Consider the following 16,766-nt stretch of genomic DNA (forward strand, 5'->3'; position numbering starts at 1 on the left):
GTGCTGCGGTAGGTTCTGGTCTCGTGATGGTGAATATCGGACAGCGCACCCGCGATGCCATCCCGAGGGTGGACTTCCACGCGCGCGTCGGCACTCCGGCCGGCGTCGAGGTGATGTCACTGGCCGAGTTCCGGCGGCGTGGGGGCGGCAGGTTCACGACGCCGCAGCGCCCCGATTTCCACCACCTCATCGCCACGGTCAGCGGGACACTGAAGCAGGAGGTCGACTTCACCACGTACGACGCGACCCCCGGGAGCTGGTTGTGGGTCCGTCCGGGGCAGGTCCACAGGTGGGGAGACCTGAGCGAGGTCGAGGGGCATCTCGTGCTCTTCGAGAGCGACTTCCTCGATCCGACCACGGTGGTCGCGGCTCGCTTGGAGACGCTGGGTGGCCCGGTGCAGTACGACGCCGTCGACGACCATGCCGTCGATCTGGCGATCGAGCACCTCTGTCACGAGTTCGGTGCCGTCGGCGCGAGTCCGCTCGACGTGCACATCGCCATCCTGCGGCACCTGCTGTCCGTGCTGGTGCTCCGGCTGGCCGACCGCCCGGGCGGGCTTCCCAGCACTACGGAAGACAGCGAGACCTTCCGCCGATTCCGCGAGGCAGTCGAGCGTGACTTCACCAAGACCCACCAGGTCGCTGACTACGCGAGAGCCCTGGGCTACTCCCCGCGCACGCTGAGGAGGGCAACCGCATCCGCGGTCGGTACCAACGCCAAGGAGTTCATCGACGAACGAGTCACGCTGGAAGCCAAGCGCCGCCTGGCCCACAGCGACGAGACCGCCGTCCGCATCGCCGCACACCTCGGCTTCAGCAGTGCCACCAACTTCAGCAAGTACTTCCAGTCCCGAACCGGACAGAGCCCGATCCAGTTCAGGAACGCGGCCCGACAGGTTCTACATCCGCGGGCCGGGGCCTGACGCTGCGCTGGGACGGCACTCGACGACGCGACCTCGGCACGGCCACGACCACGACCACGACCACCGGACCTCACGTTCGAGTGATGCTGCGCCATCCTTGGCGGCGTCGATGCGAAATCTGGAACGCAGGTCCACGCGGTGTCATTCTCGATTGACGTCGCAGGCGCAAGGATCGTGATGGAAGTCTTCGAGATCGCAGGGGCGGCACATGATGCACGGCCGGGCCGCTTCATTCTCCTCAACGAGCAAGGCATCGCGGTCGTGCACCAGGGCGAGCGCGAGGTGATGCTCAACGAAGGTCAGCTGACGGTGATCCAGTCAGCGGTGCCGTACGAGATCAGCTTCTTCAGCCACAACCACATGGTTGTGACCCACGTGCCTGACCAGATTCGCAGCGTGGACTGAGGATTGGCGACCGGCGTGGCCCGCGACGAGCAACAGGACGCCTTGATTCGGGCCTTGATTCGTCAGCGGGCTCGCGCGAGCGAGACAGCATGTGCGGATCCTGGCGTGTACGCGCGATTGGTCCACGACTCACTCACGGCGTGCTGGGGTGAGGCGAAGTCGACCGCATCAGTGGCTCCCACGCCAGGTGGCGCGATGACACGCACCTGACGGATCGCGACTTGAGCGCATGCACCGCGGGTGACGCCCCGCGAGCGAGCACCCCACACATCCAGATGGTGGTTGCGTCCGCTCTCGCAAGTGATCACTTCCAAGGTCTGCCGCACGGTGCACCATCGGTGATCGAGTGCAGCCAGAGCGGGGCGGCAAGAAGACACCTCGTACATGTACTTCCGAGTGCATCAGCCTCCGAGATGTCTCCTCCAGAACGACACTGGAGCACATTTGACACCCGAAATGCCCGGATATGCCGCGCGGGTAGGGGACAGAAACGACGATACCTACAGCTCAGATTCGCCCCGGATTCGACCCGAGGATTTGATCAGCGAGTAAACATGGCCTCTGACCTGCGGAAATAAAGAGCAGCAGTGGCGAGCGCGGGTGACGGCGACGTAGGCGAGGCGTGCGTCAGTCTCGCTTACGGGTTCCGGGATCGGACGGCCGTTGTCGTCCTCCTGGTCGCTGTCGGGTGGCGGGGGAAATTCGTCGGCGATTCCGACTTCGGGCCACTCCCGGCCTTTTGCCTTATGGGCTGTGGAGACCGTGACGTCCGCCTTGCTTTCCTCCGTCAGCGCGTTGACGGCGGCGATGACGGCTTCGGGTCCATAGTTATCGACGGGCGTTGTCACGTTGTTGGCTGTGACTGCCTGACGGCGCGTCGGGGCAGGGTGGGCTTGGGGGCCGGGCCTGTGCTCAGGCCGCGGCGGCAAGGCCGGCGACGCCGGTGATCTGCTCCCGGATGGCGAAGCGGACGGTCATCTCGGCTCGGTAGTCGTGGGCGGGCATCAGCTGGCGGCGGGGCCGGAAGTGGGGCGAATACTCTGAACGCGGACAGGAACCGCTGGGCCCCGCCCACGGAGCGGAAGCCCTTCATCGCCCGTTCACGCCGCCGGGTCGGCTGGTGGCCGTTCTCGGCCCGGTTGTTCAGGTACTTCGACTGGCGGTGCTCGACGCAGGGCATGACCTCGCGGTGGGCAGCGCCGTAGGAGCGGAGCTTGTCGGTGACGACCACCCGCGGCACCGCACCCGTCCTCTTCATCAGCCTGCGGAAGAAACGCCTGGCCGCGGCCTTGCCCCGCCAGTTCTGCACCAGGATGTCCTGGATATTGCCGTTTTGGTCGACGGCCCGCCACAGGTACTGCAACCGCCCGTTGATCTTGATGAAGACCTCGTCCAGGTGCCACTTGTCACCGGGCGGGGGCTGCCGGCGGCGCAGCGCGTTGGCGTAGGCCTGCCCGAACTTGGCGCACCAGCGGCGGATCGTCTCGAGATGACCTCGACCGGGTACCGGTGCCCCTTGTACGACAGCGACGCGCTCCCCACGGACGACCCTTCCCAAGCTGATCAACCAGAAGATCATCCCACCGGTCAGCCAACGTGCCAGTGCCATCCGAAGAGCTCAGTAACCTGCTTGCATCGTTCCCGCATGTCACATACCGGAGCGAAGCCTACGCAGCCCCGTACTCCCGCAGTACCTTCGTGACCACCGTCAGGCCCTGGCGTAGTTCGTCGGCGGTGATGTTCAGGGCAGGGGAGAAGCGCAGCACCTGGATGCCGACGCGGGACAGCAGGACGCCTCGTTCTCGCAGGCGGTCCAGGACTCTGGCCGGGGCGATGTGGTCCGCCAGGACGAGGCCTTGGAGCAGACCCCTGCCCCGGACCTCAGTGACAGGGGTCGCCGGGTCGTCGACGAGGGCCGCGAGGCCGGCGGCGAGGGCCGCGCCCCGCGTTGCGGCGTTCTCGACCAGTGACTCGTCGTCCAAGATGTCGAGGACGGCCAGCGCCGCCGCGCATACGACGGGGTTGCCGCCGAAGGTGCTCGCGTGGCTGCCCGGGGGCAGCGCCTGGGCGAGTGACTCCCGGGCAGCGACCGCGCCCATCGGGAGCCCGGCGGCAATGCCCTTGGCGAGGGAGCAGGCGTCGGGGACGACCCCGCTCCACTCCCAGGAAAGGAACCTCCCCGTTCGTCCATAACCCGTCTGGACCTCGTCGAAGAGCAGCAACGCGCCGTGGTCGTCACACAGTTCGCGCAGGCCACGCAGGTAGTCGTCGTTGCCGACGACGATGCCCGCCTCGGCCTGGACGGTCTCGACGATCACGGCCGCGGTCCCCGGTCCGATGGCCTTCTCGACCGCGCCGAGGTCGTTGTACGCCACGTGGTCCACGCCGCCGAGCAGGGGGCCCATCCCCACCTTGTAGACGTCCCGACCGGTGAGAGTGAGCGCGCCCATCGTGCGGCCGTGGAATCCCCCGGTGGTTGCGATGATGCCGACCCGCCCGGTGTCGCCGAGGCGATAGTGGTGCCGACGGGCGAGCTTAATGAGGGTCTCGTTCGCCTCGGCCCCGCTGTTGCACAGGAAGACCCTGTCGAACGGAGTGCGCCGGATCAGTTCCTGCGCAAGGCGCACCGACGGTTCGTTGTGGAAGAGGTTCGACGTGTGCAGTACGGCGGCGGCCTGGCGTGCGACGGCCTCGGTAACGCGGGGGTGGGCGTGCCCGACCGCGGTAACAGCGTTGCCCGCCGTCAGGTCGAGGTAGTCGCGTCCTTCTGTGTCCCGCAGGTGACGGCCGTGTCCGGACGCGACGACAAGGGGCGCCGGCCGGTAGTTGCCGAGTCCGACCTCTTGGGCCGTCGTGATGAGTTCGTGGGAGAGCGACATGGTCTTTCCTCGGTCGGCTGTGCGGGGTGGTTGCGGTCGTGCCGGGGCGGCGGGTTCAGCGCCCCGGGCCAGCCATCACCTGGAAGCGGCGCAGCGTGGCCGCAGCGTTGGCGCGGGCCTCGTCCGGCGAGTCGCCGCCCACTACGGTGAAGCCGAGCCCCTGCCCGCCGGCCTCCGTCGGGGCGGCGATCCACGTCCCGGTCCTCTTCCAGACCTGGGCCTCCAGGACGTCGGGCAGGGCGAGCAACTCCTTTTCGCCGGTGATGTCCTCAACGACACCCGTGGCGTCCGTCCATAGCAGGTCCCCTGCCGCGTCACGCCGGCGGTCGGGGGCAGGAGCGTACCCGGGGTCGAGTTCCGCGCGAACCCACATGTACGGCAGGCTCAGTCCGAAGGCCTGGCGGTACAGCGGGAAGATGTAGCCGCCGCCCATCCGCGCTCCGCTCTCGCCGAAGACCAACTCGCCCTGGGGGGTGACGAAGAACTCGGTGTGCGCGATGCCGGTACGCAGTCCGAGTCCTGTGATCAGCTTGCGTGTTGCCGCCAGCAGGCGCTGTTCGAGCGGGCTGTCCTGCGCCGCCGACACGACGCTGCCGATGGACCGGTGCCGGTAGTGGTCCAGCAGCGTTACTTCGTACGCCGCCACTGCCTCGAAGACGGTCCGGCCGTCCCGGACGATGGTGTCGATGTGGAACTGGCGCCCCTCCACGTACTGTTCGGCCCGCATGTCGTGGCGGTCCGGTTGGACGAGCGGCCAGAGCTCCGCCAGCTCCTCGGGGGAGGACAATTTGGCGGTGCGGCCGCAGGAGATGCCGTCGTACGGCTTGACCACGACCGGGTAGCCGACGCCGCTCGCAAACGCCTCCAGGGTGGCGCGCGTGTGGGGTATGCACGACCGGGGGGTGCGGAAGCCCAGTTCGGCCGCACGGGCGACCATGGCGTTCTTATCCCGAAAGTGGATGGCTGTCTCGGTATCGGTGCCGGGGATCGCGTGGCGCTCCCGCATCCGTGCGGCGTCGATAACGTCGTCCTCGGTGGTCGAGATGAGCCGGACGACCTCGAAGCGTTCTACGGCGCGTACGACCGCGTCGGCCATCGCCTCGCGCCGCCCGGTCCCGGTCGCGTACGGCTCGAAGTGGTCGATCCGCTCGCCGTCAAGGGGGGTGCCCTCGGGAGCCACGCAGACCGACAGATGACCGGAGTCGGCGATCGCCCGGACGAAGTCGCGGAAGATCTCGCGGTGCAGCGGCTTGCTCTCGCGGTAGAGGAAGACGACCGCCGGGGCGCTGATCACTGGAACTCCTTGGTGGCGTGCGGGGCGGGGGCGAGCTGTTCCAGGTGTGCGCCGACCACCCGCGCGATGAGGCGGTTGCCCTCGTCGCTCGCGTGCGGTCCGAGCCGCCCGTGGACGTACAGGAGCGACGGGGCGGGATGGGCGCGGAAATCGGCGGTGAGGTCGACGACGGGAAGTGTCCCGGCAAGGGAGGCGAAGAAGCGGTCGCGTGCGCGTGAACTGCGCGTGGCGGGGAGGTCTGTGGGTTGCGGGAGCACCACGAGAACCGGCCGCTTGCCCGTGTCGCGACAGACGTGGGCGAAGCGTTCCACCAGGACCCGCAGCAGCCGGGTGGCCTCCTCTTCGCGGTAAAGAGCGTTGCCGACACGCGAGTTGGCGTGCAGGACCACCTGGAAGGCCCGGCGAAACGCGGCCTCGGGACGGCCCAGCAGCCGGTGGACGCTCAGATACCACAGGATCGGCAGATGCCGACGGGTGCGGCGCACCAAGCGGGGCATGTAGGGGAGGCGTAGCAGGTCTTGGCGGAACTTGCGCCGGTAGAAGGGATCGAGGCGCTGGATCCGGTCGAGGTGCATCCGATAGTGCGCGTAGTCCTCGGGGCGTGTGACGGCAGGCGGGTGGTGGACCAGGGCGCCGTCGGCGGCGAGGGTGAACCGGGGTTTGAAGGCAAGGGTGTTGCCATACTCGAAGTAGTGCTTCCAGGCTGAGTGCACACGGGCGATGGTCTCCGGGACGACGCCCATGAGGACCGTGTCGGCCTCCAGCGCGGGCAGTTCGCGCTCCAAGCGCAATAGGGCCTGGTCGAGGCCGTAGTTTCCAACGCCGTAGTTGGCCGTCACCCGGCCCGTCTCCCGCGACAGGTGATGGGGCCAGGTCCGGTCGTCGTCGACCAAACGGCAGAAGGTGAACGAGTCGCCGAAGCATGCGACGGCGGGCGGCAGTTCCTCGAATCCCGGGTTGGCGCGCCGTCCCCGCTCGTCGATACGGAAGCCGACCGTGCCCTGTTCGGTTGTCTCGTTGGCCTGTTCGCCGGGGCGGCGACACCAGCCGAGTTCGGCGTCGAAGGAGCGGGCAGCGTGGGCCGCCACGACATCGGCGGGGATGTCGGGGGCGGCGTCGCGCGGCGTGATGAGCCAGGGGAAGAACGGCCGGTGCCACCGGATCAGCAGCCAGGCGGCCGCCTCCACCGCCGCCCAGGCGAGCAGGGCCAGGGAGCCCACGAGGAGCGCGGTCACGCGCCGCCCCGCACGGAGAGGTGGTCGAGGATCGTGCGGACCAGTTGGTCGGGGTCGCCCGCGGCGCCCGAGGAGTCGAGCACAAGGTCGGGGTGGAGCGGGCGCGGGAAGGGGATGTCGACGCCGACCACGTTGTTGATGCGGCCGGCCCATGCTGCCGCGTACAGCCCCTTGGTGTCGCGCTCTTCCAGAACCTCCATGGGTACGTCGAGGAAGACCTCGACGTACTGGGAGAAGGTCCGCCGGTTCCAATCCTGCCACTCGGGGAAGATCGACAGCACCGCCGCGACGACGTCGATGCCCTGCCGGTCGAGCATGGCACACAGGTGGGATATCCGCCGGGCGTTGACTCCCCGGCCCGCGACATCGTGTCCGGGCGCGTCGCCCCACACGTCCCGGAGTATGTCGCCGTCGAGGTAGACGGTCTGGGGGCGGTGCTCCTTGAGCCGGTCCGCGAGCCGGGTGCCGACGGTCGTCTTGCCGGCACCGGACATGCCTATCAGCCACGTGATCACTGATCTGGGTCCCTACGTTAGGTCGGAATGCTGCTGCCCGACAGCGGCCAGCCGCCCCTGGTACACGGCGAGGTCGCTGGGCGAATCGATCTCGCCCCACTCCCCCGTGCGGGCGACGGCGCGGACGGTCTCACCAGTCTCGATGAGGGCCTGCAGCAGGGAGGTCATGTCGAGGGCGTCGCGCCGAGGGGGATCCAGCCGCACGAGGTGGTCCTCAACGGCGGCCCAGCTGCGGGGCGTGAAGCGGAGCAGCCCCATGTACTGCCCCTGGACGTCCTCGACGCGGTGCGGGGTGCGTCCGATCTCCAGGAGCCGTCCGTCGGGGGTCATACGGAAGCTCTCCGCGTCGTCGAGCGGGTCCTCGAATCGAAGGCTCCACAGGCGCAGCCAGTCTGGGTCGTAGGCCACGGCTAGTTCGTCGCCTTCGGTGCGCAGCAGGCGCTCGGCTGTCGCCGCGGTGTAGAAGATGTCGCCGTAGGCGACCAGGCAGGCCGCGGAGCTGAGCCAGTCGCGGGCGGCGGTCAGGGAGACCACCATGTTGGTCTCGTGCCAGCGCGGTGCCTGGAAGGCCGTAGGCACGTGCGCGGCCACCTGGTCGGCGCGGTAGCCGGTGACCGCGGCGATCTCGGTAGCTCCGGCCTGGCGCAGGACGTCCAGCTGTCGGTCCAGCAGGCTGCGGCCGTCCAGTTCGACCAGGCACTTGGGGCGCTCGTCGGTCAGTGCGCCCAGGCGGCTGCCGCGTCCGGCGGCGAGAATGACGGCATGCATCAGGCCACCTCGAAGTGGTGTCGGAACAATTCGATGTCCTCGGCCGCGAAGGGTGTCAGCCGCTCGGGGTGCCACATGATGCCGAGCAGGTGCTGGGTGTCGTGGCGTACCGCCTTGACCACACCGTCCGGGGTCCGGGCCCACACATCCAGCTCCCCGGTCGTCCCAGTGGCGCCCCAGCGGTGGTAGCTGTTGGTCTCGCGGGGCGCCCCGCCCACCTCGACGACCTGGTGCGCGATGACGTGACCGGAGACCTGGACCAGGGGTACTTGGAAGTGGTGCTGGAGGAGCTGCATGCCCCGGCACACCCCGAGGACTGGTATGGCGTGCCCAACGCACTCGCGCAGCAGGAGGAGCTCCGCCGCGTCCCGCTCCGGGGCGGTTCCCCCGTACGCGCCGAGGTCGTTGCCGCCGGTGAGTACCAGGCCTGCGGCAGGCACCGTCTCCAGCAGCCGTTTGGCGGCGCGGGGGTCGTTGGGGACGGGCACGGGCAGCAGGTCACATACTCGCAGGAAGAGGTGCCAGCGCTGGTCGAGCGTGTCGCAGCGCGTCCCGTGGCTCGTGTGCTCCACGTTCTGCGAGACGAGGACGGGGATCATCGCAGCACGTCCGTCCGGCGGTTGGCGCAGTCAATCCTGACGATGGCCGCACGTTCGAGCCGCTGGTACAGCCCTTCCCCCACGCCGATGATCGCGGGGATTCCGAGCTGGTGGGCCCGGATGGCCATATGGGAGTTGGCTCCGCCGAACTTCGTGACAAAGCCCGCGATCCGGTGGGAGAAGATCCAGTCGAATCCGGGGTCGCCGCTGGGCAGCAGCAGGATCTTCCCGTCCAGCGAGCCGAAGCGCCGAACCTGCTCAATGGGGCCGGTCACCGACTGGCGGGTGATGTAGTTGGGCTCCGACTGCGGGTAGTGGAAGGACAGCACGTCGTCAGGGCCCGTGATCAGCGGCGGCATGACCAACTGCCGGGCGAGCCGGTACTCCTCGCGCCCATGGCGCGCCGAGTCGGCCAGCACCGTGTGCGGTGAACGTGCCCCCTGGTAGAGCTCCTCGAGGGCGCGTACATCGAGGTAGGAGCAGGCAGCGACGTCAAGGCCCGCCTTCTGGCCGAGCTGCTGGATGCTGGAGAGCACCTCGCTCAGATGCCGTGTGAAGACGAACTTGGAGTTCTCGCGGGCCGCGATGCTACTGGTGATGAACTCCAGCAACTCGCGTGCCCCGACCTCGAGGCCGTGCTCCCTTGCCACTCGGTCGAGCGCGTTCAGTTGTCGCGCGGTGGGCTCGAAGGGGGCGACGGGCACCGGAGCGGGCATCTGCCGCAGCCGCTCCCAGTCGAAGTAGAGGTCGGTTGCCTCGTCGTAGCGTGGCGAGCGGATGTCGTAGGTTCCTGGCCTCAAGTGACCGTATTTGCGGAGAAATTGACCAGGAACCAGCTCCACGAGGTCACGGGCCATGCGATGGGTCACCGTGTCGAGCCCCGCCATGAGCCGGTCGGCGTCCCGTGGTTCGAGGACCTCGGTGGTGACGAGAGAGCGCAGCAGCTCGACGGCGATGAAGCCCAGTCGGGCGAAGCCCGCGAAGGCGGGGGTACCCAGACGTGCGCAGTCGTCGAGCAGCCAGCGTGCCTCGGCGACGGGCTCGATGCCGGCCTGCTTGACCGTGTCCCAGCGCCGTTCGAGGGCCGCCATCGCCTCATGGTCTTGGCGGCGGGCGGGATGGGCGGGGTCCAGGAGGGCGTTGGTGAGACCGCGCAGGGAGTCGATGAGCCGGTGCTGCTCGTCCCGCGAGAAACCGCCACCCAGCCGCTGTGGCACCTGGTCCGGGGTGGTGAGGGTGTAACAGGAGTGAAGGATGTCGAACTCGACCTTGTCGTGCAGGGCTGGATTGGCCACCAGCCGGTCGAGGTAGAAGTCGACGAGCCGGGCGGCGAGGGCGTCTTCCAAGTCAGCTGGGACCAGGGAGTTGAAACTCGCCCTGACGTCGATGTACGGCAGGCCCTGGAAGTCGATCATGAGGGGACAGCCGCGTACGTCGCGGTAGCCATATCGATGGCGCTGCTCGGCCCAAACCCGGTCGGTCACCAGCCGCCGGTAGAGGCTGAGCGCGAGCGGGCGGGGCCGGACACCGATGATCTCGGCGGGGTTCCAGTCCGGCATGATGCCGAACACCGCGCGCCGCCCCAGCAGGGTCGGGTGCGGCACGGCGGTGGCCACCTTGTGCACTGACGAACGCAACAGCCGCTGCTGGGCTTGGACTTCCCTCGAAGCCAGCGACTGCACGGGCAGTCGCCGCACTTGGAGCAGGCACAGGGTCCCCTGTCCGTCGAAGGCGAACTCGACGTCCAGGCATTCCTCGCCGGTGAGCGTCTCGAGTTCCTTCGCCAGTAGCAGCAGACGCCGCAGTCGGGGGTCGCCGCTGGCCGCTTCGCCGTACTTCCAGCAGTAAAAGGTCCGCATCGGCACGTCGGAGCCGCTGGTAACGGCGGCCGAGTCCCCGCTCTCCTCGTAGTTGATCACTATGTACGGAGCGCCGGTGTTGGGGTCGCAGGTGAACATGACGCCGCTGAGCGTGACCGGGGTGACCATCGGCTGGACCAGGACCTGGTGGTGTGCGAGGTCGTCGTTGGAGCCGTCCTCGGCGTACGAGTCGATGACCTCAGAGATCGCCGCGGCAAGCGACTGGCGTCCGCTCACGTCTGCAACGGACGCGTACCGGCCCGCCTGCTGGCTCTCTGGATCGTCCTCGTGCAGCGTGCTGCTGCGGACGATGAGCGAGCCGCCGCCCCAGGGCAGGCCTTGTACGTCGTCGAGTACGTCCTCAGGGGCGGCGCGCCAGCGGGAGACGGTGACGTAGCGCATCGGCAGCACGCGGCCATGGCACAGCAACGGTGCGAGGCTCTCGAGTGTTTCCGCTTTCGTGCCGAACTGCCAGGTCGGGGGCAGCACTCCGACGTCCCGCTCGGTGGCGGGAAGAGCAGCGGTCACGGCCTATCCTTGGTGCCGATGAAGACGACTACGTTGCAGAAGTCCTGGGGGCGGTGACGCATTAGCCAGCCGTCGATGGTCCTGCCGACATGGTTGAGGCGGTATCCCGCCGCGCGCCGGACGCTCTCGGGGGAGTCGGAGGTCCTGCGGTCCCGCAGCCAGGGGACACGGTAGAGGATCGACATGTTGCGCGCGTGGTAGACAGAGGTGACGGTCAGGCCGTGCTTCTTCAGCAGGGCGATGAACTCCCCCTCACGCACAAGCCACTTATGGAAGTGGAGGGGGCCCGTGCGGTGCCTGTTGTGCCACTTCCAGTACCGCTCGTTGAGACGCATCTCGACGTTGTCCGGGCGCATGGTGATGCAGAAGCGGCCGCCGTCCGCGATCACGCGCGCAGACTCGGCGAGCGCCTCGTCGAGCTCGTGCTCGATGTTGTGGTAGAGACCGAAGGCCATCAGGACGTCGATCTCGCCGTCCTTCAGGGGAAGGTCGGTGGCGTCTCCCACGGACACGTCGAGCCCGGGGTCGTCCTGGCGCATCCGCTCCACGGCGACGGCGCTGCGCTCGATGCCGGCGATGTTCCAGTTCTGGCGGTGGTAGTGCTTGACCACGCGGCCGAGCCCGCAGCCGAGCTCCAGGGCCCGGTCCTCGGCATCGGTCATCACCATCTGGGCGTACTTGACCGGATAGATGCTCAGGTCCGTAAAGGCAGCGGCGTCGGAGCCCGCCTCTTCCCAGCGCCGGTCCCAGTAACATTCATTGGTCTCTGCGCGCCTGAGGGCCTTGCGCATTGTCTCCCCTTGTCGGAAGTGCTCTGAAGTGCTGGTGTGTCGGGTCCGGGGTCAGTCCCGTTCCGGAACCTGGAGCCAGGCGCGGGCGAGCAGGCGCTTGCGGTCATCTTCGGGGAAGTCGACGAAGGCGGTGCGATTGTGCGCGACCGTGCAGTTGTTGAAGAAGAGGATCTCGCCGGCGTCGAGGTCCACGCCCAGGACGTTCTCGTCCTTCTCGAGCACCGCGTCGAGGCGGTCGAAGGCGGCGGCGTCCCCGGCCGTCAGCGTGGCGCTCGCCTTCTCGTAGCCCGTCTCGATCCAGTGCCGCATATAGCGCAGCGTCGGTCCCTGCGAGAACGTTCCCCAGGAGTACACCGGGAAGGCATTGTCGAAGATGCTCGTCTTCTCGTCGCCGGGCGTGACGGTGTTGCGGTAGTGGTCCTTGAACAGGGCCGGTAGGTGCTCGGGGGTCTCGTCGGCGATCTCGCTGTACGCCTGGCAGCCGCTGACCAGCAGACTGCGGCCGCCTTCCATGGCCGGGCGCAGGCACAGCAGTCCGAAGACGTTCGGGAAGATGCGGCGAGAGGTGCTGTCAGTGTGGAACGGGGCCTCCACGCGCGTCTTGGACACCGAGACGTCCACGCTGCGGAAGTCGTAGCCGCGGTCCTTCACGTCGTGCAGACGGCCGTAGGTCGTCATCATCTTGCCCATGTGCAAGGAGAGCAGGACGTAGAACAGACGCGTCTCGATCTCGCTGAAGCCGCTCTCGGTGAGCCCGACCACATGCGCGAAGCCGTATCGGCCCAGGATCTGCCGGCGGGTCCGCTGCGCGAGCTCCGCCAGCAGCGGCAGCTCGACATCGTCCGCCTCAATGGTGTCGAGTACCGCGTCCGTGAGGTCGAAGGAGGCAACGAGCTCCTGGAACTCCTTTTTCACCTCGGCACTGACTTCCACGCGCCAGGAATTGTCGCTCTGCGCGTCCTGCCGGGTCCACGAAAGCGCGGCGAGCTGCTCTCGGTTCTCCTGAAACTTCAGGGTCTGACTGTTTTTCGACATGAGAATGGGACCCCCCTTTCGGTGGGTAAAAAAGTAATAAGGGAAGTGAGGCGCTCGGGACGACAGTGGCCCGGCCAACGGCACATGTCGGCAGTCGACCCTGCGCCAAAACGATCATTGATCAGTAGGAAGGCCCATGTCAACCAAGCATTCACCCCTTCTCACTTGTGCGTTCACACGAAACATGTCCACCCAATCGACGTCATAGCCCCAAAAAACCGACAAGACGGAAGAATAGTGATATTGCCGATGCAATGTGATCTTTGTCAGCAAATCAGCGAACTGGCTCCCGCCCCAATCGACGTGAGCTGTGAATAGCGTGCGCGCCAGAGCCTGATACGGTCCGGGTAATTTCACCGGCGGATAGGACGCCGCAAGGAAGGCAAAATCTTCTCCATCCCCCGTAAATTCCCGATCCGGTATCGCTGGGAGACCGCACCTCCCGGAAATGAGCCCCTTTATGACATCAGACACTTCGCCCCGGCGCGGCGGTGCCGCAGGCTCTGCCGCCCTCCCCCCGCGCCGCCCCACGGTCGTCCTCGTCGGCTGGCGACCGCACGCGGCCGCCGCGCTGCGCCGCCTGCGGGGACATGTCGTCTGCGTCTGCGAACCCGCCCACCACAAGGCGGCCCGCATGTCGCCAGACACCGACGCCGTGCTCCTCGTACCAAACCCCTCCGACGCGGAGCAGGTCCTGTCAGCCCTGGCACGCCAGGGTCTGGACGGCGAGCGAGTCACCACGGTCGCCAGCGAGGACGAATTCACCGTCGTTACCGCCGCGGCTGTCGCGGCCGCTCTCGGTGTCCCTTCCATGTCCGTCGACACCGCGATCGCCCTGCGCGACAAGTACGTGCAGAAGAAGCTGATCGTGCGCGCGGGGCTGGCCACCGCACGCTGCCACGTCATCGACGCACTGGGTGAACTGAACGCCGTTCCCATACAGTTGCCGTTCGTCGTCAAGCCGCTGGCGGGAGCCGCGGCCCGCGACACCCACGCGGTCATGGACGCGACGACCCTGCGCGACCTCGCCGATGGCGAGGACCCCGCCGCCCCGCCGTCCGGCCCCTGGCTCGTGGAGTCCTTCACCCCGGGCATCGAGCTGCACCTGGACGGAGTCGTACGAGACGGCGAGCTCACCGCACTCGGCGTCTCGCGCTATCTGCAGAACATCCTGTCCATACGCTCCGGCGGCCTCGTGGGATCGGTGACCCTCGCCCCCGAACGCCACCCATCGCTTTACCAGACCGCGCACCGACATGTCGAAGCCGCCCTTCGAGCCCTGGGGCACCGCGACGGCATCTTCCACCTCGAGGCCTTCCTCGACGAAGACCGCCTGACCTTCAGCGAGTGCGCCGGCCGCTCGGGCGGAGGCATGGTGCGCGAGGCCATGAGTGAGAAGTTCGGCGTGAGCCTCGCCGACGAGTGGGCACGTGCCGTGCTCCGTACGGCACCTGGCCGCCCCGCCGCCACGGCGCCGGAAGCGATCGGCTTCGTCAACCTGCCGGCGGCCGCCGGAACCGTCGAGTCCCTGCCCTCCGAGGACGACGTACGGGCCAGGCCAGGGGTCCGCGAAGTACGGCTCGGGGTCGCTCTCGGCGATGTCATGCCCGACGTCAGCTCCTCCTCCTTCGCCAAGGCCGGTGTAGCCCTGGTCGCCGGGCCGGACGAGCAGGTGGCCGAGGAGCGCCTACGAGACCTGGCGGCATGGTTCAGCCGCTCCGTCCGGGTGCGTTCCGCTATGCCCGCCGCCGCTTATGCCGCCCCGGATCCGGTGTCGGCATGAGCATCGCCTCGCGTCGTACACACGAAGCGACGCCGTCCCGGCAGGCCTCGCTCACGGGGACTCGCATCTTCCTCGGCGGGCAGGCCCTGTCTGTACTCGGCGACGGCTTCGCCCTGCTCGCCGTGCCCTTGCTGATCCTCGAGCTCACGCACAGCGCACTCGCGGCGGCGCTCGCGGCGGCTCCGCGCACCGTGGGCTATCTACTCGTGGGCTTCGTCGCCGGCGCGGTCGTCGACCGGATTGACCCGCGCCGTGTCATGTTCCTCGCGGACTGCGTGCGGCTAGGAGCCTTCGGTCTCATCACGGCGACGGCGGCTGCTGGCACCGCAGACGTACGCTCCGTGCTGCTTCTCGCCTTTCTCGCCTCGGCCGCCGGGGCCTTCTTCGAGTGCGCCCTGAGCGTCACGGTCAAGGACTGTGTGCCCCCCGAGAAGCTGTTGCGCACCAACTCGTTCCTGGAGTCGGCCTCCCAGCTCTCCCTGGTGCTCGGCCCCGCCGTGATCGGCGCACTCACTGCGCTGGTGGGCCTCCAGGGCGCGCTGCTGGTCAACACCGCGACATTCCTCGTCTCGCTGATCACGCTGCCCGGCCTGCGGCCTGCGCGGCGTAACGCCTCGGGCGGCGACGCGCCGGCGCTCCTGCGCGGACTGCTGCGCGACATCCGCGCGGGCCTCGCATTCATCCGGGCCGACCGCACGCTGGCCACGCTCACCGCACTCCAGGCCGCCGTCAACTTCACCCTCGGGGTCGAGACGCTCATGGTCTTCTTCAGCCGTGACATCCTCGGACTGACGGTCGGTCAGACCGGAATCGCCGTCGCGGCGGCCGGAGTCGGCGGCATCGCCGGTGTGCTCGTGGCGCCCGCCGCTAACCGCAAGTGCCGCGAAGCGCGCCTCGTCGTTCTGGCCGTGTACGGAGTCGCGTGCGCCGTCCTCGCCATGACCGTCGTCACTTCTCTGTGGACCCTGTGCGCGGCCAACTTCGTGCTCGCGGCGGCCTCGACTTGCGCGAGCGTGGTGATGCGCTCGCTCAGGCAGCGCATCACCCCTCGGGAGCTGCTCGGCCGGGTCACCGGTGCAGCCCGGGTAGTGAGCCTGGCGACTAACCCGCTTGGCGCGGGTCTGGCCGGCATCGCAGCCGAATGGCTGGACGGTCCTCGTCCGCTGTTCGCGGCCGCCGGATTGGCGATGCTGGCCGCCGGCTGCGTCGCCTCGCGTTCCGGGCTCAGGAACGTCGAGTCTGCCGTGCCGTCGCCGGAGCTGCCGTCAAAGAAGTGACGCGCAGCGCAGCAGGGCGAGAGCGGACCGCCCGTCCGTCATCGCCCCCGAGAGCGCCATGTCCATGGCCTCCGCCGGGCTGAACGTCCTCATCTCGATGAGTTCGGTTGCCCCGCGGTTCGGTTCGTGGAGCAGCCGAACGCCACGGGCCAGGAACACATGGCACTTCGACGTCGAGACGGGAACACTGTCGTAGAACCACCCGACGGAATCGATCCTGTCGGCCTCGCCGCCTATTTCCTCACGCAACTCCTGGACGGCGAGGTCGGCGGGATCCCCTTCATGATCGAAAAGCCCCCCCGCAGGGATCTCCCAGACCCATTCATCTACGGCGTAGCGGTACTGCTGAATCAGTACGATATCACCTTCCTCGGTGACCGGAACCACATAAACGGCTCCAAGGTTCTCGATGACGGAGATCGTCCGTTCAGTGTTTCCGGAAATGCGCAGACGGTCCCTTCTGACCCGCCCCAGGCGATAGGAGTAGGGATACTCACGCTCCAGCAGAACCCAGCCATGTTCCTGACCGACATAGTGCACGGAAAACCTCCAAGTAGACCGCCCACTATACTCAGTCGAATATCGGAACACCGTCCGAAGGTCACGGAATCACATTACTGCCGGACGTAACCGATACTGCGCGCTGCGTGGCGGCGAGCACGGGGGAGGGCCACAAGCAGGGACGCTGAGTGTTGACGGCAACATCTCGTTGCTGTGCGTGACGGGTCATGCCCGGCGGCCTTTCTCGGTAAAACAGGGCGAGAGCTGCGGCGACAATTTCGCCGATGCGCTGGGGTGCCAGGCTGACGCGGCGCAGGACTTTGAAGGTCGGCGTTGGCCTTCTCGGCCAGAGCCCGGATCGCGCCGATGACCTT

Annotated in this window: 14 protein-coding genes and 2 pseudogenes; 4 read left to right on the forward strand and 12 right to left on the reverse strand. The window is 67.8% G+C overall.

Annotation, left to right across the window (positions count from 1 at the left end):
* Positions 1–26: 26 nt before the first annotated feature.
* Both AB0I77_RS22405 and AB0I77_RS22410 read left to right on the forward strand, forming a co-directional pair.
* Positions 27–923 (forward strand): AraC family transcriptional regulator, encoded by an 897-nt coding sequence (locus AB0I77_RS22405; RefSeq protein WP_363284416.1) that lies wholly within the window; start codon positions 27–29, stop codon positions 921–923.
* Between the two features lie 177 nt (positions 924–1,100).
* Positions 1,101–1,328 (forward strand): hypothetical protein, encoded by a 228-nt coding sequence (locus AB0I77_RS22410; protein WP_363284417.1) that lies wholly within the window; start codon positions 1,101–1,103, stop codon positions 1,326–1,328.
* A gap of 500 nt (positions 1,329–1,828) precedes the next feature.
* Here AB0I77_RS22410 and AB0I77_RS22415 read toward each other — a convergent pair.
* The 11 genes and pseudogenes from AB0I77_RS22415 to AB0I77_RS22465 form a co-directional block, all read right to left on the reverse strand.
* Positions 1,829–2,164, reverse strand: a pseudogene (locus AB0I77_RS22415) (3'-5' exonuclease); the annotation flags it as partial.
* A 206-nt stretch (positions 2,165–2,370) separates the two neighbouring features.
* Positions 2,371–2,820 (reverse strand): annotated as a pseudogene (locus AB0I77_RS22420) (IS6 family transposase); the annotation flags it as partial.
* Between the two features lie 175 nt (positions 2,821–2,995).
* Complete coding sequence (locus AB0I77_RS22425) at positions 2,996–4,207, reverse strand: acetylornithine/succinylornithine family transaminase (RefSeq protein ID WP_363284418.1); 1,212 nt, start codon at positions 4,205–4,207, stop codon at positions 2,996–2,998.
* Between the two features lie 55 nt (positions 4,208–4,262).
* Positions 4,263–5,501 (reverse strand): ATP-grasp domain-containing protein, encoded by a 1,239-nt coding sequence (locus AB0I77_RS22430; protein ID WP_363284419.1) that lies wholly within the window; start codon positions 5,499–5,501, stop codon positions 4,263–4,265.
* Positions 5,498–6,736, reverse strand: coding sequence for a hypothetical protein (locus tag AB0I77_RS22435; RefSeq protein WP_363284420.1), 1,239 nt, complete (start codon positions 6,734–6,736; stop codon positions 5,498–5,500). The genes AB0I77_RS22430 and AB0I77_RS22435 overlap by 4 nt, the downstream gene beginning before the upstream one ends.
* Entirely contained in the window at positions 6,733–7,251 is a 519-nt protein-coding gene (locus AB0I77_RS22440; protein ID WP_363284421.1) for an adenylyl-sulfate kinase, read from the reverse strand. Before AB0I77_RS22440 ends, AB0I77_RS22435 begins: the two co-directional genes overlap by 4 nt.
* A gap of 12 nt (positions 7,252–7,263) precedes the next feature.
* Positions 7,264–8,019: a phosphocholine cytidylyltransferase family protein gene (locus AB0I77_RS22445; protein WP_363284422.1), complete on the reverse strand. Its 756-nt coding sequence runs from the start codon at positions 8,017–8,019 to the stop codon at positions 7,264–7,266.
* Positions 8,019–8,618 carry a gamma-glutamyl-gamma-aminobutyrate hydrolase family protein gene (locus AB0I77_RS22450; protein WP_363284423.1) on the reverse strand — a complete coding sequence of 200 codons (600 nt, stop codon included), beginning with the start codon at positions 8,616–8,618 and terminating at the stop codon, positions 8,019–8,021. The genes AB0I77_RS22445 and AB0I77_RS22450 overlap by 1 nt, the downstream gene beginning before the upstream one ends.
* A complete protein-coding gene (locus AB0I77_RS22455; RefSeq protein ID WP_363284424.1) occupies positions 8,615–11,005 on the reverse strand; it encodes a PEP/pyruvate-binding domain-containing protein in 2,391 nt (796 codons plus the stop codon). The genes AB0I77_RS22450 and AB0I77_RS22455 overlap by 4 nt, the downstream gene beginning before the upstream one ends.
* Positions 11,002–11,796, reverse strand: coding sequence for a class I SAM-dependent methyltransferase (locus AB0I77_RS22460; protein WP_363284425.1), 795 nt, complete (start codon positions 11,794–11,796; stop codon positions 11,002–11,004). Before AB0I77_RS22460 ends, AB0I77_RS22455 begins: the two co-directional genes overlap by 4 nt.
* A gap of 51 nt (positions 11,797–11,847) precedes the next feature.
* On the reverse strand, positions 11,848–12,831 hold the full coding sequence (locus AB0I77_RS22465; protein WP_363284426.1) for a TauD/TfdA family dioxygenase: 984 nt from the start codon (positions 12,829–12,831) through the stop codon (positions 11,848–11,850).
* A 460-nt stretch (positions 12,832–13,291) separates the two neighbouring features.
* Between AB0I77_RS22465 and AB0I77_RS22470 the strand changes: the two genes are divergently transcribed.
* The gene (locus tag AB0I77_RS22470; RefSeq protein WP_363284427.1) at positions 13,292–14,614 is read left to right on the forward strand and encodes a hypothetical protein; all 1,323 of its coding nucleotides are present in this window, start codon (positions 13,292–13,294) and stop codon (positions 14,612–14,614) included.
* Positions 14,611–15,891, forward strand: a complete 1,281-nt coding sequence (locus AB0I77_RS22475; RefSeq protein ID WP_363284428.1) for an MFS transporter — start codon at positions 14,611–14,613, stop codon at positions 15,889–15,891. The genes AB0I77_RS22470 and AB0I77_RS22475 overlap by 4 nt, the downstream gene beginning before the upstream one ends.
* On the opposite strand, the gene AB0I77_RS22480 is transcribed toward AB0I77_RS22475, so the two are convergent.
* The gene (locus tag AB0I77_RS22480; RefSeq protein WP_363284429.1) at positions 15,880–16,431 is read right to left on the reverse strand and encodes an NUDIX hydrolase; all 552 of its coding nucleotides are present in this window, start codon (positions 16,429–16,431) and stop codon (positions 15,880–15,882) included. The genes AB0I77_RS22475 and AB0I77_RS22480 overlap by 12 nt on opposite strands.
* Between the last annotated feature and the right edge of the window lie 335 nt (positions 16,432–16,766).

The sequence above is a fragment of the Streptomyces sp. NPDC050619 genome (genome assembly GCF_040654815.1).
Lineage (GTDB): Bacteria > Actinomycetota > Actinomycetes > Streptomycetales > Streptomycetaceae > Streptomyces.